Here is a 16,096-nt window from a genome sequence, read left to right on the forward strand (position 1 = left end):
TCATCGGCATGGGAACGATCTTCCTCAAGGGGTATATTCGGCGAACTCACCCTTTGCCTGCGCAGCCGCCATGAAACACACCCCCGACGACCTCAAACAGATCACCGCGACCACTCTGGGCCATTACGACCAGGTGGCCGAAAGTTTCCGTGAAGGCACACGCGACCACGATGTCAGCCAGAACATCGACGCGCTGTTGCGGCACATACAGGGCTCGGCGCCGTTCACCCTGCTCGATTTCGGCTGTGGCCCCGGCCGCGACCTGCAAACGTTTACCCGCATGGGCCACATCGCCATCGGCCTCGATGGTTCGGAACGTTTTGCGCAGATGGCCCGTGAGGACAGCGGCTGCGAAGTCTGGCAACAAGACTTTCTGAAACTCGATCTACCTGCCGAACGCTTCGACGGGATCTTCGCCAACGCGGTGCTGTTTCATGTTCCTGTTCAGGAATTGCCTCGGGTGCTGAAGCAGTTGCACGGAGCGTTGAAGCCGGGCGGTGTGTTGTTCAGTTCGAATCCGCGCGGGGATAACCGCGAGGGCTGGAATGGCCCGCGCTTTGGGGCGTATCACGATCTTGCGGCGTGGCAGAAGTTGCTGACAGCAGCGGGGTTTGTCGAGCTGGAGCATTACTACCGGCCGGCCGGGCTGCCACGTGATCAGCAGCCTTGGTTGGCCAGCGTTTGGCGCAAAGGATAACTGTGAGAGGGTCTCAGGGTTTCAAGTCGACTTGATAATCCATCACGCTGCCGTCCGCCCCAAACGCCGTCATGCTCTTGCCTGCCAGCGGCCTGCCAAGTGCTTCGCGCACGTGTGAATCAAAATTCGCCACCAGCCGCATGCCATCGGCAAAAGTGGTTTGCTGCACCAGTCGATCAACCGTCAAGTAACGAAAATCCGTCATCGGCTGCGTCGCCAGCTGTTCATGCAGCGGCCGGAAGAACGTGTCCTGACGCTGGATCAGCGACAATCGCTGTTTGAGCGTTGCAGCACTCAGGTGATACAGCGGCGGTACGTTATAAAGCAGCTGGGTCAGCTCATTATCAGCCCGCACATTACTCAGTTTCAGGCTGTCGAACAGCCAGTGATGAGTGGTGATCACCGAGCCGTGGAACACCACCTGATACAACGGCAACCGGGTGGTCGGGTCGAAGTGAACCGCACGATAAGGTTCCTTGATCGGCACTGATTTGAAAAACACACTCGGTTGTTCCGGTGGATACCAGTTGCCCAGGTAATACGGCGACTGTTTGTTCTGGCTCAGGTCCGGGTCGCCCCAGCCAATCACCGGGGTTTGCATGCCGTGGGCAAACAGGATGCCTTGCGCGGTGACGGCGTTACCGTCCTCGGAGCCTGCCGGCAGTTTCAACACCTCATTGATCCAGCGCGAGGCATCGATATTGCCCTCGGCATTTTGCGCCTGGGTCATCGTTGCCCCTGGGCGGTAGCTGTCGAACAACATGCTGGTGGCATAGGCATCGAGAAACCAGCTGTTGAAGCCTGCCTTGGCCTGTACCGCCTTGACCCGTGCTTCGAGCAAGGGGCGGACACACGTCGGATCGGTGTAATGCCCGGATTGCTGAAAACCGCTTTTGAAGGCCCCGCTCTTCAAGATAATCGCGCAATTGACGTTGGCCCCGGAGCCCAGGTGTGCGGTGGTCCAGTCCGGATTTTCAGTCGGTGTCAGCGCCGTCTCATAGGAATCATAGGGCGCCATCAAATACCCGGCCGCCACGCCAGCGCGCACGGCTTCGGGATGCCAAAGCCCTCCTTCCCAGCCTTCGCCGAGCCCCAGCCACAAACGTGATAGCCCGGCCGACTGCAACTGCTCAACGGTCGCGAGAGACAAGGTACTGCCCCAGTGTTCAGGCGTCGGCGTCAACGCCGCAGAGAAGGTGGCCGCCAGTTCTGCGCGTACTTCGCCATAGCGACTGGCGAGCCGCTGCATGTCCGGCTCGTGGGTGGCCTGCCAGCTTTTGCGGGCATATTTGTTCAGCGCGCCATTGAGGCTGCGCAGCAGAGTAGTTTTTTGATAGGTATTGAGCGCTGGTGTGGTGCTGGCGAGTATTTGCGATGCTTCGCGGTCCAGCCCCGTACGCAGCTCGCGAGCCAATGCGTCGTTACCTCGCAGCTGTTTGAGCAATTGGGGCCAGTTGCGCACGTCGCTGAGACCCAGCAAGTCGTTGCCCCACAAGTAAACATGACTGGCACCCAGCAGCTTTTTGGCCTCGGGAGTTTTCAGCAGGTTGTCAGTGAGGGTTTCATAACGCCCGCTGTCGATCAGCCATTGCCGATAGCGCTTGGCGCCAGCCAGCAGATCGGCGTCCCCTAAAGACAGACTGAAGGTCAGCGGCACTGAAAGATCCAGCGAGACGAATTCATGGCTGGCGGCCAACGCCAGGGCCTTGCTCTCGGCGCTGAGGGTCAGGCGATTGTTATAGGGATTGGTCATCAGCCAATTCAAGGTAAAACTGCCGTGATCCACACCCCACAGCGGCAGGCTCAGGTCCTGAGTAGTATTGAACGCCCCCTGATCGATGAGGAAGGTTTGCCAGACGGCATCGCCGCTGGGCACGTAATGCCCTTCGGCCAAGGGCCAGATCAACCCCTTGCCCATCGCACTGCCGGGCTGATTGAGAAAACGCAGTTCGCCAGGGGCCCGCGCCTTGATCGACAGCAAGAGATCACGCTGCTTGAGTTCGGCGCTGAGGGTCCAGGCGCCGTCGTCCCATTGCCAGTCGACGCGGTTGGCACTCTGACGCAGGTCACCAACGTGATGTGCGGCGATACCGCTGGAGGCCTGCACCGCCTGATCTCGGGCCGGCGTGACGCGGATCGCCAAGGTGGCGGGATCGAGTTCGACGCGCCACAGAGGGTTTTCCAAAACCGTGCTGGCCGCCGCCCAGGAAGACAGAAACAGCGGGCAGATCAGCAGCAGACAGCGAGCGATGGACTGCATGGGGTGTCCCTTTTCCATTCAAGGGACGCAGGGTAATACAATTGGATAAGGCTGTACGTCAGACCCTTCCCACGCTCCTGGGTAGGAACAAATAACACTCAACCCTTCTTAGGCTCCTTGATCTTGTACCACGCCACATACAGCGCCGGCAGGAACAGCAGCGTCAGCAAAGTGGCGACGATGATCCCGCCAATCATGGCGTAGGCCATCGGCCCCCAGAATACCTCCCGGGCAATCGGAATCATGCCCATGCTCGCGGCTGCGGCAGTCAGCAGGATCGGCCGACGACGGTGTTCGGTGGCTTGCACCACGGCGTCCCAGGGTGTGAGGCCGCCGTGCTCGAATTCTTCGATCTGGGTCACCAGAATCACCGAGTTGCGGATGATGATGCCGATCAGCGCAAGGATCCCGAGAATCGCCACGAAGCCCATCGGCGTCCCCGACGGCACCAGCGCCAGCACCACGCCGATCAAGCCCAGCGGCGCAACACTGGCCACCAGAAACAGCTTCTGCACGCTGTGCAACTGGATCATCAGGAACGTCGCCATTAAAAACAGCATCAACGGCAAGACTTTGGCGATGGGTCCCTGGGCCTTGCTACTGGACTCGACCGTACCTCCGGTGGCGACTGTGTAGCCCGCTGGCAAGCCTTCAGCAAACGAGTCGATTTGCGGCTTGAGCAACTTCACCAGATCCGTCGGCTGGATTGCATCGCGCACCGCCGCCTTGATGGTGATGGTGGGTTTTCGGTCGCGTCGCCAGACCAGCGGTTGCTCCAGCTCGTAACGCACCGTGGCAAAGGCCAGCAACGGAATCGACGTCCCGCCCGGTGTAACGATCTGCAGGTTCTGCAGGGTTTCCGGCGTCCCCCGCTCGGCATCCACGGCGCGCCCGATCACGTTGATCAGGTAGATGTCATCGTCAACCTGAGTCACCGTCGAACCACTGACAATGCTGTTCATCAGGTTCGCCACGTCCTCGGACGACAGCCCGAGTTGCCGCGCCTTGTCCTGGGCGATGTCGATGCGCAGCACCTTGCCCGGCTCGTTCCAGTCGAAAATGATCTCGCCGATGTGCGCGCTCTTGTCCAGTTCGCTGGCCAGATCGATGGCATGCTTGCGCACCTGATCGATGTGCTTGCCGCTGACCCGGTACTGGATCGGACGCCCCACCGGAGGGCCCATTTCCAGGGCTTGCACGTAGCTGCCAATGCCCACGAAGTCCTTGCGCAGTCGCTCGCGCAGGCGCTCGCTGAGCACCTGCCGTGACTCGAAGTTCTTGCTGACGATCACCAACTGCGCGTAGTAGGGGTTCTGCAATTGCTGGTCGAGCGGCAGGTAGAAACGGATCGCGCCCTGGCCGATGTAAGTGCTCCAGCGCACGATATCCGGATCGCCCTTGAGGGTTGCTTCGAGACGGTCGACAGCCTTGCGGGTTTCATCCATCGAGGCGTTTTGCGGCAGGTTCAGGTCGACAAGGATTTCCAGGCGATCCGACGACGGGAAGAACTGGTTCTGCACGAACCGCATGCAAAACACCGCCAACAGGAAACACAGCACTGTGATGCCAATGGCCCACCAGCGGTTGCGCATGCTCCACAACAAGCCACTGTTGAAAGCCTTGCCGATGCGTCCGGGCTCCGCGTCATGGGGTTTCACATTGGCACTGAGGATGTGCACGCCGATCACCGGGGCGAACAGCACCGCGACAATCCACGACACAATCATCGCCACGGCGATGACCGCAAACAAGGTGAAGGTGTATTCACCGGCGGAACTGGCATTCAGGCCAATCGGCACGAAGCCTGCGACGGTCACCAGGGTTCCGGTGAGCATCGGAAATGCGGTCGAGGTGTAGGCGAAGGTTGCCGCCTGCGCCTTGGTTTCCCCCATTTCCAGACGCGTGACCATCATCTCGACGGTAATCATCGCATCGTCCACCAACAACCCGAGGGCGATGATCAGTGCACCAAGGGAAATCCGTTGCATGGTGATGCCGCTGTATTCCATGAACACAAAGACCATCGCCAGCACCAGCGGAATCGAACAGGCCACCACCAGTCCGGCACGCACGCCGAGGCTGATGAAGCTGACGACCAGCACGATGATGACGGCTTCGAACAACGCGCTGGTGAAGCCACCAACCGCCTCTTCCACGACCTGGGCCTGGTCCGAGACCATGTGTATGCCGACGCCCACAGGCAGGTCGGCGGTGAGCTGGGTCATGCGCTCGTGCAGCGCCTTGCCGAACACCTGAATGTTACCGCCCGCCTTCATGTTAATGGCCAGGCCTATGGCCGGTTGACCGTTGAAGCGGAACATCGGTGAGGCCGGGTCGACGTAACTGCGACTGATTTCTGCAATATCGGCCAGGCGGTAGAAACGGTCATTGAGTCGCAGGTTGACCGCTTCCAGGTCTTTCTCCGAGGCGAACTGCCCGGAGGTACGCACGGAAATGCGCTCGGGACCGGCCTCGATAACCCCGGCCGGCGTCACCGCGTTCTGCGCTTGCAGGCTCTGTACCACCTGACGCTGGTCGATGCCGAGCGCCGCCAGTTTGCGGGTGGAGAAGTTCAGGTAGAGCACTTCGTTCTGCTGGCCGACCATCTCGATCTTGCCCAGCCCCGGTACGCTGCGAATTTCGATGCGGGCCTGCTCGACGTAGTCGCGCAACTGACGCATCGACAGACCATCGGCGGTGAAGGCGTAGATCGACCCGTAGACATCACCGAACTCATCGTTGAACGACGGTCCCTGAATGCCCGGGGGAAAAGAGCCGCGAATGTCGTTGATCTTCTTGCGCACCTGATACCAGATATCCGGGATGACCTTGGCAGGTGTGGTGTCCAGCAGATAAACGTAAACGGTGGATTCACCTGGGCGGGTGTAGCTTTTCACGTAGTCGAGCGAGTCGAGCTCTTCGAGCTTTTTCTCGATGCGGTCAGTGACCTGCTTGAGGGTTTCTTCCTGGGTCGCGCCCGGCCAGCGGGTCTGGATCACCATGGTTTTGGTGGCAAACGTAGGGTCTTCCTCGCGCCCCAGGTTGAGGTACGAAAACACCCCCATCAGCAAAGCGACGAACATCAGGTACCAGATGAAGGACTGATGCTCGAGGGCCCATTCGGATAAATTGAAGCTCCCTTTCATCGCGGGCGGTCCTCGTCGACTTTGACTTTCTGCCCCGGTTTGAGGCTGTTCACACCGGCGCTGACCACTCGCTCACCGCTTTTGACTCCGTGCCCGACGATCACGCTGTCAGCGCCACGACTGAGCACGGTGACGTCTCGCGGGGAAACGGTCTGGGTCTGTTTGTCGACCACCCAGATTCGCGATTTGCCGTCGATTTCCTGCAAGGCTGTCAGTGGTAACTCGATACGCGGCTCAACGGCTGAGCTCAAGGTCACGCTGATTGCCGTGCCGAGACGAAAACCCCGCGGGGTTTCGGCCAGGGTCAGACGGGCGCGACGGGTGCGGGTCGCGCTTTGCGCCTGCGGCTCGATCTCGCGGATGATCGCCGTGGTGTGGATACTCGGATCAAGTTGCGCGGCCACTTCAAACACGACGTCGGGGGGCAGTTGCTCGGCGAGGCCTGCGGGCAGATCGATCACCGCTTCCTTGATGTCCGGTCGTGCCAGCGTCACCACTTGCTGCCCGGCCGTCACCACCTGTCCGGCCTCGGCATTCCAGGCAGTCACGATGGCGGCGTGGTCGGTTCGCAGTTCGGTGTAGTTGAGCTGGTCCCTGGCCTGACTGACCGCCGCCCTGGCCTGGTCCAGTGAAGCCTGGGTGGTTTTCAGGTTGGTCTGGGCGATGTCCAGTTGCGCCTGGGCGCCCACCCCCTTGGTGAACAGTTCCTGCTGACGGCGTGCATTGGCCCGGGCATTGATCAGCAGCGCCTCGACCTTCGCCTGATCGCCTTGGGCGGCACGTAACTGGTTCTGCTGATCAGTCGGATCGAGGGTTGCCAGCAACGCGCCCTTCTGGACCTCGCTGCCGACATCAACATTGCGGCTGGCAATACGTCCCGGCACACGAAAACCGATGTTGCTTTCGAAGCGCGCCTGAATGCTCCCGGCAAAACGCCCGAGGTCTTGCTGGTCAAAAGACTGCACTTCGATGGACAGCACCGGCCGCACAGGTTCCGGTGGTGCTTCCTTTTTCGAGCAGGCGGCCAACAATAGCCCCGCCGACAACAGCAGCAACACGCGCTTCATGGCTGGGCTCCCGTCGAACCTTCGGCGGGCGGCGTAACGATCTCGACCAACACGTCGGGGTGCAACAACTGGCCGCCGGCAGTGACGACTTTCTCGCCGCTGTTCAGCCCTTCGCTGATGATCACTTTGCCGGTCAGGTAACGCCCCACTTTGACGGTCTGCAACTGTGCCTTGCCATTGGCGTCCACCAACCACACGGCCGAGTCGCTGAGGTTCTTGGTCAGCGCTGCCCAGGGCAGTTCGATCACAGACTTGCCCGGCACCTTGGCCGTGGCACTGACCACCGAGCCCAACTGCATGCCTTCGGGCAGTGCGCTGAGGGTGACCTTGACCTGCACCGTACCGGTTTGCGCCGACACCGCCGGGGTGATTTCACGCACCGTGCCGTTGGCCTTGATCGCCGGGTTGTCGAGCAGGCTGACCACCACCGACCGATCCGATGGCGGCGCGCTCAACAGCGATTCGTAGACATTGAACACCGCGTCACGCTCACCATCCCGGGCCAGGCTGAAAATCGGCACCGTGGCCTGCACCACCTGGCCGACTTCAGCCTGACGCGCCGTAATTACACCGGGCGCGTCGGCAATCAGCGCGGTGTAACTCAGTTGCTCGCGGGCATTGGCCAACTGCGCCTGCGCTGCGCTCAAGGCGCTCTGGCTGCTGCGCAACGCAGCCTGGGCAGAATCGTATTCACTTTGGCTGGTGTAACCCTTGGGCAAAAGTTTTTGCTGGCGGACGAACGCGGCAGCGCTCTGTTTGACCCGTGCCTGCTCGGCGACCACCTGGGCCTGGGCGGAAGCAACGCTGGTCTGCAGGTCTTTCGGGTCGAGTCTGGCCAACACTTGTTTGGCGGAAACCCGATCGCCGACATCCACCATGCGCTGGATGATCTTGCCCGCTACGCGAAACGACAATTGTGTCTGAACACGTGCCTGAACATCCCCGGTCAGGGTCACCGAAGCCGCGAAATTCGTGGGTTTGACCTCTTGCACAAACACCCGAGGGCGTTCCTTTTCAACCGGTTTTTTATCGCCGCACGCGGCCAGCAGGGCAAACAGGCCCAGGCCAACGATACATTTCAATCCGAGACCAGCCATGCAAGCTCCTTTGTGTGATGCGGGCAGGCGTGATGCGGGCGGACACGTGACGGTACGACTGAGAGCTTAGATCAGGGTTTGGCTGCTGCACCCGGAGACTGAAAAATCGAGGGGGGATGGCAAGGAGGTGGATACAGATGCGTGGAATTGGCCTGATTGATTGGTGACTGGCAAACCCGATCGCGAGCAAGCTCGCTCCCACAGGGATCTTCAGTGAACACAAAATAAGTGCTCACCAACGATCCCCTGTGGGAGCGAGCCTGCTCGCGATGGCGCCCGTTAGATCACTGCAAGATTTGAGATTACCCCTGCCACTTCCCGCCTTCGACAATCACGCTCTCAGGCTGGGTGTCATCGCTCAGTTCCTTACGCACGTACTGGTCGTAAAGCTTGAGCAGGTACTTGTCTTCACCCAGCTTCGCCAGCTCGGCGTTGACCCAGTCACGCAGCTCGATGTTGCCCTTCTTCACCGCAGGCGCAATCGGTGCCTCGGCGCCCAGGGTTTCGCTCAACACACGGTAGCCCGGGTTCTGCTTGGCCCAACTGAACAACACCAGGTTGTCTTGCGCATACGCATCGCCGCGACCGCTGGCCAGAGCTTGCAGCGACTCGGAGTTTTTCTCGAACTTCAGCAGCTTCCAGTCCGGGTGGTTCCTGGTCAGCCAGATATCGGCCGTGGTGCCGGTGGTGACGATGGTGGTGCGGGACGCCAGGTCATCGAGGCTTTTGACCGAACTTGCCTGCGGCACCAGCGCCTGCACCGCAACCTTGAGGTTCGGGTTGGTGAATTCCACCGCTTCCTTGCGCTCCGGGGTGACGGTCATGTTGGCGAGGATCAGGTCGACCTTGTCGCTTTGCAGGAACGGAATCCGGCTCGCCGGCTCGACCGCGACGAACTCGACCTTGTTCTCGTCGCCCAGCAGGTCCTTGGCAAATTGACGGCCGATGTCAGTATCAAAACCCACGTAGCGCCCGGTCTCATCGACGAAGCCGAATGGCGGTTTGTCGGTGAACACGCCGACGATCAGCTTGTCCCGTGCCTTGATTTTCTCCAGGTAGCTGGCCGCCGGTGCCGCGCTGGCGGTAGAGGCCGCAGGCTTGGCGGCATCTTCGGATTTGTTGCACCCGGCCAACAGCGCGAGGCCGAACAATGGGAGTAGCAGCAGTGAAGACTTGGCAGTTTTCATGAGGGTTCCAGTTCCTTTGCAAGTGTCTTTTTTGGCAGTGCTTCGACGTAGGAGAACTTCTCCAGGAACTGCTGCGCTCGTGCGGTTTGCGGGTTCGTAAAGAAAATCTCGGGAGGGTTTTGTTCGAGGATGCGCCCGGCATCCATGAACACAATGCGGTCGGCCACCGCGCGGGCGAAGGCCATTTCATGGGTCACGATCAACAGCGTCATGCCGTCGCGGGCCAAGCCCTGAATCACTTCCAGCACTTCCTTGACCATCTCGGGATCAAGGGCCGCAGTGACCTCATCGAACAGCATCACCTGCGGGTTCATGCACAGCGAACGGATGATGGCGATCCGTTGCTGCTGACCACCGGAAAGCTGGCGCGGGAAAGCCTCGCGCTTGTCCGCCAGACCGACCCGTTCCAGCAGCGCCAAGGCCTGCTCGCGAGCTTCACGCAGTGGGCGTTTTTGCACCTTGAGCGGGCCGAGCAGGAGATTGTCGAGCACGCTCATGTGCGGGAACAGGTGATAACTCTGGAACACCATGCCGATCTGCTGGCGCACTTCGCGCCAATCGGTGGTCTTGTTCAGTAACTCGCGCCCGGCGAAACGCAACTCGCCGCTGTGGGCGACTTCCAGACCGTTGAGGCAGCGCAGCAAGGTACTTTTACCGCAGCCGCTGGGGCCGAGGATGACGATCACTTCGCCGGTTTCGACGCTCAAGTCGATCCCGTTGAGGACCTGATGCTCACCGAAGAACTTGTTGAAACCCTTGAACTCGATCAATGCGCTCATGCTTGCGTCCAGCGCCGTTCCAGCACGCGGGAAGCGGCCGAGAGCGGGTAGCAGATAAAGAAGAAAAACAGGAATAACGCGCCGTAGATCAACACCGATTCGTAGGTGCGCTCGATGATCTGCTGGCCGACCTTGATCACGTCGACCACGCCGATCAACACCGCCAGCGAGCTGGTCTTGATAATCCGTGTGTAGACATTGATGGTCGGTGGCGTCATGCGTTTCAGTGCCTGGGGCAGCAGCACGTAACCGAAAAGCTGCGGACCGGACAGCCCGATCGACAGCCCCGCTTCACGCTGACCACGAGGCAACGAATGCAGTGCGCCGCGCACCACCTCGCCGACTTCGCTGGCGCCCCACAACGACAGCACCAGCACCGCGCACCAGAAACTCGGCAGGCTCAGGCCGAAAAAGATCGGCAGGCCGAAGAACAGCAAATACAGCCAGACCAGCACCGGGATTGCCCGGAACAGCTCCAGATAGACTCGCAGCAACGCGTTCAACCACTTCGAATTCAGACTGCACAGCACGCCGTAGAGCACTCCGCCCACCGTGCTGAGGGCGATACTCAAAAACGAAATCGACAAGGTTTGCGCAGCGCCTTTGCCTAACTGCGGCAAAGACACCCAAAGCAATTCAAGACCCGAACTGGCCATGCTGGAGCCTCCTTTCCAGGCGGCTGAGCAGCAGCGACAACGGCAAGAACAGCAACACGCAGATCAGCGTCAGCACGGCGAGCATTTCGTAGGTTTTGTAATACAGCGCGATGTAGCTCTTGGTGGTGTAGAGAATCTCCGGCACCGCCACCGCCGAGACCACGGTGGTTTCCTTGAGCAGGAAAATGAAGTTGGCGAACAGAGATGGCAGGCTGAGGATCCCCGCTTGCGGCAGGATCACGTAACGCAGCAATTGCCCGCGAGACAAGCCGATGGAGCGCCCCGACTCCAGTTGCGCCGCAGGCACCGCTTCAACGCCGGCCCGCAACACTTCAGTGAGGTAGGCGCCGCCAAGAAAGGTCATGGTGATGATCGCCGCGGCAAAACCGGAAACCTTCACCCCAAGCGCTGGTAACGCAAAGTAGACGAAGAACAGTTGAATCAGCAGCGGCGTGTTGCGCGCCAGCTCCACGTACAACGCCACCAGGCGCTGCAAGTACGGCGTGCGGAACACCAGGAGCGTCGCGTTGATCAGGGCGACCAGCAACGAAGTGCCGATGGCGATCAGACCGACCTGCAGCGTCACGCCCACGGCGCGCAGAAACGCCGGCAGGGTGCTGAGGATGAAAGCGTAATCGAACGTCATTGAAGATCCTGAACGCCGCAGGGTAAGCGACAGTGGCGCAGTCCATTGGGTTGTGGATAACAACCCGGCAGAGATCGACTTTAAGGGTATAAAAAGAAACTTTTAAATACCGATAAAGCATATTGATATCACGCAAAAAACTATTCGCTGGATTGGCGGCGGCGGCAGGAGACAGCTATTTCCCTTTGCGCCGTAGGAAGGATCTTTTTTTCAGATTGTCCCTCCAAGGATGGGCAGCGTGCGGCCACACTCCCCCGGCCGAACCATCACAAGGACGATAAAAATGGCAGACGTGAAAACACCCCAGCGGCTGGATCCGCAGGACATCATGAAGTTATTGACGGCGTTACGCCGGGCGTTGAAGGCCAGAGTGACCTGATTGATCTTGTGGCGAGGGAGCTTGCTCCCGCTGGGGCGCGAAGCGGCCCCTATAGGGCCGAGCATGTCGTAACAGACGTATGTGATGAAGGGCAATTACGGTGGCTTCGCCGCCGAGCGGGAGCAAGCTCCCTCGCCACAGGAAGTACGACCACGCAAAAACGCCGACGCTATCGAAAGCCGTCGGCGTTGAAACCTCGAAAGGGTTTACCGCTCAATCAGAACGCTGGCAGTACCGCGCCGTTGTACTTCTTGGCAATGAATGCCTTCACTTCAGGGCTGGTCAGGGCCTTGGCCAGTTTCTGCATCGCTGCGCTGTCCTTGTTGTCTGGACGCGCGACCAGGAAGTTCACGTAGGGCGAATCCGCACCTTCGATCACCAGCGCATCTTTAGCCGGGTTCAGACCCGCTTCCAGTGCGTAGTTGGTGTTGATCATGTCCAGGTCGACCTGATCCAGCACACGCGGCAGCATCGCCGATTCCAGTTCCTTGAACTTGAAGTTGTGCGGGTTCTTGGCGATGTCTTTCGGGGTAGCCAGGGCGTTTTTCGGGTCTTTCAATTCGATCAGGCCGGCTTTCTGCAACAGGATCAGCGCGCGGCCGCTGTTGCTGCCTTCGTTCGGGATAGCGATGGTTGCGCCGTCTTTCAGCTCAGCCAGGGTTTTGAACTTTTTCGAGTAGCCGCCGAACGGTTCGACGTGTACGCCGATCACGGTCACCAGGTGGGTGCCTTTGCCTTCGTTGAAGCTTTGCAGGTACGGCAGGGTCTGGAAGTAGTTGGCGTCCAGACGCTTCTGATCGACCTGCACGTTCGGTTGTACGTAGTCGGTGAAGACCTTGATTTCCAGATCCACGCCTTCTTTGGCGAGGGTTGGCTTGATCAGCTCGAGGATCTCGGCGTGCGGCACCGGCGTTGCGGCAACCACCAGTTTCTCGCCAGCCTGGGCCAGGCCCGCAGTCAGGGCAGCCGCCAATGCGGTGAACAACAGAACCTTTTTCATGCAGTGTCCTTATTTGTCGTTGTCGACAACGGCTAAAAAATGAAATGCCAGTGAAGGGCTATCGCTGGTGTGGTGCGGACGATACCGAGATTTTTTATTCCCGAACAATATCTTTTATTCACTTTCATATTCCATTTTGTTCATACCCCAAAAAAACACCTAACTCCTGTGGCGAGGGAGCTTGCTCCCGCTGGGGTGCGAAGCGCCCCCAACAAGGCGACTGCGGTTTTTCAGAAAGTACGCGGTGACCTTTTTGGGGCTGCTTCGCACCCCAGCGGGAGCAAGCTCCCTCGCCACAGGGAGTTAAAAGGTTTGCGTCAAGCTTTCGAGCAAACGTTTAAGCGCTGCACGCTCACCGACAGAGCCGGAGGTGATCACCTGCGTTGCCTCTCGCTCGATCAACTCCAATGGCGCAACCACCTGGGGCAAATTCAAATGCTCCGGAAGAATTTCCTCGCCACTGCTCACCAGCAACGCAAAGTGAATGACGTTCTCCAGCTCACGGGTATTGCCCGGCCAGCTGTGCCGTTCCAGAACCTGCTGGGCCGCGTCGCTGATAAACGGCACCGGCAGGTCGAGGCGCTGGCTGTAGATACCGAGGAAATACTCGGCCAATGACTGAATGTCACCGACTCGCTCACGCAAGGCCGGCAATTCGAGCCGACCTTCACTGAGGTAGTGGTAGAGCCGCTCATGGAATTTACCGGCTGCCACGGCTTGTGCCAGATCGATGCTGGTTGCCGCTACCAGGCGCACATCCACCGGGCTCGGTTGTTGCGCGCCGACGCGGGTGACTTCGTGATTCTCCAGCGCGGCGAGCAGTTTGATCTGAATCGGCAACGGCAAATCGCCGATTTCATCCAGGTACAACGTCCCGCCATTGGCCGAACCAAACCAACCCGCGCGACTGCTGGCCGAACCACTGAAACTGCCGCCGGCATAACCGAACAACTCGGCATCGGCATAGGTTGGACTGATGGCGCCGCAGTTGACCGACACGAACAAACCGCCGCGATCACTGGCACGGTGAATATGTCGCGCCAGCAGCTCTTTGCCGCTGCCGGTTTCACCGCGAATCAACACCGAGATCGCGCGCGGCGCCAGTTGCTCCAGCTCCTGGCGCAGCTGTCGCGAGCGCGGGTCGACAAACACCAGTGCCTTGGCGCGAATGCTCAACGGGCTTTTTTCAGCGTCGGGAAAGGTCAGCAAGGGCTGACCGAAAGACTCATGCAAACTCATGGCAGACTCCCGCCCAGAACCGCCAGGAGACGGGGGCGTTTAAATAATAAAGAGGTTCAAGCGCGGCGCAGGGCGTGATGTTCCATGCGGTTTTGCAGGCGATACAGGTAGGCAAAACCCTGCTCCCAACGATGGTGACCAGACTTCACATTGATGTGCCCGGCACCCGCCAGAATCCCCGCTTCGGCGCCCCAGTTTCGTGCCAATTCAAGCGCCCGTGGAGCGCTGACAGCGGCATCGTTGTCGGAACTCACCACCTGGCTCGGGAACGGCAGCAGGTGCGTCGGAATCGGTGCAAAGTTACGCAACGCAGGCACGCAGGCCGGGCGCTCGACGTCGGCAGGCGCCACCAGCAAGGCCCCGCGAACCTGACGCAACGCCTGCAACGGCGCAGTAGCCGCCCAATGGGCCACGGTGATGCAACCCAGGCTGTGGGCGATCAGGATCACCGGCGTGCTGTCGGCATCGATCGCTTCGGCCAGCGCCGCGACCCAATCCTCGCGACGCGGCGTCAGCCAGTCGGCCTGCTCTACCCGTGCGCTGTTCGGCAGGCTGTTCTGCCAATGGCTTTGCCAATGATCCTCTGGCGATCCTTGCCAGCCCGGCACAATCAGGTAGCGAATTGACTCGTTGCGCATGGGGAGCTCTCCTGTGCGTGTCTGTTCCTGGTCGAGTATAGGGAGGGGATTTATATTCGCTAAGGAATAAGAAGCTATTTATTAAGATCTATATCGAATATAAAACTGATATTCCTGTGGGAGCGAGCCTGCTCGCGATGGGGCCGTGCCAGTCAACATTGATGCCCGCTGACACTCCGCTATCGCGAGCAGGCTCGCTCCCACAGGGATTGTGTTTTGCTTTCAGAAAAAAAAGGGGCCGCACCCTGCCAAGGAGACGGCCCCGGAAATCGAAAATCTGTTAACCCGCGGTAATCGCCGACAGCTCGGCACTCTCAAATGTTTAACACGGACAGGTTGCGGTTCAATGAATCGATCTGCCTGCGCCTGCCCCCCCACGACCGCTTCGATGGATGAATCATTGCTTCAATGGCTTATTTCCGAAAGTAATGCTTTATGCTTTGCATAGATCAATACAGAATAACAAAGTCTGTATCTCCTACTAACCCTGGAATCAAAGGGCTACAGAGCAATACAGTGAATGCCATGCTTTTGCAGGCACTGAAACTACTCGGAGAACGCATGGTTTTTCGAGAGAGAACAGGAGCGTTGCGACTATCCAAGCGGCAGGATCAAATATAAAAGCCAGGAAACCACGCCGACTAAAACAGCCAAAACCTATAAACGTCGACTGATTAAAAATCAAAAAACACAAACCAGCCGCCCGCACTTTTTACAGGCGGGCAGCCGGGGAGCATTGATCGTGAAGTTTATTGTTTGACGAACTCGCCAGCCAAGCCTACTACATCACCGTCGAAGTTATTGCGAGAACCAAAAGCCTTGAGTTTTGAGTAATTATGATCGGGCGAGAAGAGTGTCCACGCCTGATAACCAGTGCCATCGTTAAGGGCTGCGATCGTGATGATGGTTGGCTGGCCTGTGCTGTTCTGGAAGTGGTAGTGCCCAAAACTGATATCATAATTCACACCGTTCTGGCTCAATTTACCACTGAAGGATCCATTCGAATCATTGCCATCAGTAATAACCAGTTTGGCGCCAGCGTTGGCATTTACATAAGTTCCGTTAATACTCGACATGATAGATTTCCTTTGCCGTGAAATAAGCTTCATCCAATGAGTGCAAGTTCTCTCCTGAAAACTCACGAAAAAGAGCATGGCCGGATATTCATTTATTGTCTACGCGAAATCAGCCCGTGCTAGAACGAAAACGCTATAGTCACTGTACAAACCATTCATAACTTATTCTTCGAACACGTCCGCTTATTGCCGTTCGCGCTAAGCAATTAGACTTTAAAACTTCCATTAA

The 16,096-nt window shown here is 58.8% G+C and carries 13 protein-coding genes; 1 reads left to right on the forward strand and 12 read right to left on the reverse strand.

Features of this window, described 5'->3' with window-relative positions:
- Positions 1-70: 70 nt before the first annotated feature.
- Entirely contained in the window at positions 71-697 is a 627-nt protein-coding gene (locus AC1DIH_RS17755) for a class I SAM-dependent methyltransferase (protein WP_477772672.1), read from the forward strand.
- Positions 698-710: 13 nt separating this feature from the next.
- On the opposite strand, the gene AC1DIH_RS17760 is transcribed toward AC1DIH_RS17755, so the two are convergent.
- The 12 genes from AC1DIH_RS17760 to AC1DIH_RS17815 form a co-directional block, all read right to left on the reverse strand.
- Positions 711-2,957 (reverse strand): glycoside hydrolase, encoded by a 2,247-nt coding sequence (locus AC1DIH_RS17760; RefSeq protein ID WP_477772673.1) that lies wholly within the window; start codon positions 2,955-2,957, stop codon positions 711-713.
- A gap of 98 nt (positions 2,958-3,055) precedes the next feature.
- Positions 3,056-6,103, reverse strand: coding sequence for an efflux RND transporter permease subunit (locus AC1DIH_RS17765; protein WP_477772674.1), 3,048 nt, complete (start codon positions 6,101-6,103; stop codon positions 3,056-3,058).
- Entirely contained in the window at positions 6,100-7,170 is a 1,071-nt protein-coding gene (locus AC1DIH_RS17770; RefSeq protein ID WP_477772675.1) for an efflux RND transporter periplasmic adaptor subunit, read from the reverse strand. Before AC1DIH_RS17770 ends, AC1DIH_RS17765 begins: the two co-directional genes overlap by 4 nt.
- The gene (locus AC1DIH_RS17775; protein ID WP_477772676.1) at positions 7,167-8,267 is read right to left on the reverse strand and encodes an efflux RND transporter periplasmic adaptor subunit; all 1,101 of its coding nucleotides are present in this window, start codon (positions 8,265-8,267) and stop codon (positions 7,167-7,169) included. The genes AC1DIH_RS17770 and AC1DIH_RS17775 overlap by 4 nt, the downstream gene beginning before the upstream one ends.
- Before the next feature lie 302 nt (positions 8,268-8,569).
- Positions 8,570-9,454: a transporter substrate-binding domain-containing protein gene (locus tag AC1DIH_RS17780; protein ID WP_477772677.1), complete on the reverse strand. Its 885-nt coding sequence runs from the start codon at positions 9,452-9,454 to the stop codon at positions 8,570-8,572.
- Complete coding sequence (locus tag AC1DIH_RS17785; protein ID WP_477772678.1) at positions 9,451-10,233, reverse strand: amino acid ABC transporter ATP-binding protein; 783 nt, start codon at positions 10,231-10,233, stop codon at positions 9,451-9,453. Before AC1DIH_RS17785 ends, AC1DIH_RS17780 begins: the two co-directional genes overlap by 4 nt.
- Positions 10,230-10,889 carry an amino acid ABC transporter permease gene (locus AC1DIH_RS17790; protein WP_477772679.1) on the reverse strand — a complete coding sequence of 220 codons (660 nt, stop codon included), beginning with the start codon at positions 10,887-10,889 and terminating at the stop codon, positions 10,230-10,232. The genes AC1DIH_RS17785 and AC1DIH_RS17790 overlap by 4 nt, the downstream gene beginning before the upstream one ends.
- Positions 10,870-11,535: an amino acid ABC transporter permease gene (locus tag AC1DIH_RS17795; RefSeq protein ID WP_477772680.1), complete on the reverse strand. Its 666-nt coding sequence runs from the start codon at positions 11,533-11,535 to the stop codon at positions 10,870-10,872. The genes AC1DIH_RS17790 and AC1DIH_RS17795 overlap by 20 nt, the downstream gene beginning before the upstream one ends.
- A 596-nt stretch (positions 11,536-12,131) precedes the next feature.
- Positions 12,132-12,914, reverse strand: a complete 783-nt coding sequence (locus AC1DIH_RS17800) for a MetQ/NlpA family ABC transporter substrate-binding protein (RefSeq protein WP_477772681.1) — start codon at positions 12,912-12,914, stop codon at positions 12,132-12,134.
- A 303-nt stretch (positions 12,915-13,217) separates the two neighbouring features.
- Complete coding sequence (locus AC1DIH_RS17805) at positions 13,218-14,153, reverse strand: sigma 54-interacting transcriptional regulator (RefSeq protein WP_477772682.1); 936 nt, start codon at positions 14,151-14,153, stop codon at positions 13,218-13,220.
- 56 nt (positions 14,154-14,209) lie between these two features.
- On the reverse strand, positions 14,210-14,791 hold the full coding sequence (locus tag AC1DIH_RS17810; protein ID WP_103320512.1) for an alpha/beta hydrolase: 582 nt from the start codon (positions 14,789-14,791) through the stop codon (positions 14,210-14,212).
- A gap of 749 nt (positions 14,792-15,540) precedes the next feature.
- Entirely contained in the window at positions 15,541-15,867 is a 327-nt protein-coding gene (locus AC1DIH_RS17815; RefSeq protein ID WP_427543447.1) for a hypothetical protein, read from the reverse strand.
- Positions 15,868-16,096: the final 229 nt, after the last annotated feature.

The organism is Pseudomonas sp. 05N36 (genome assembly GCF_056397385.1).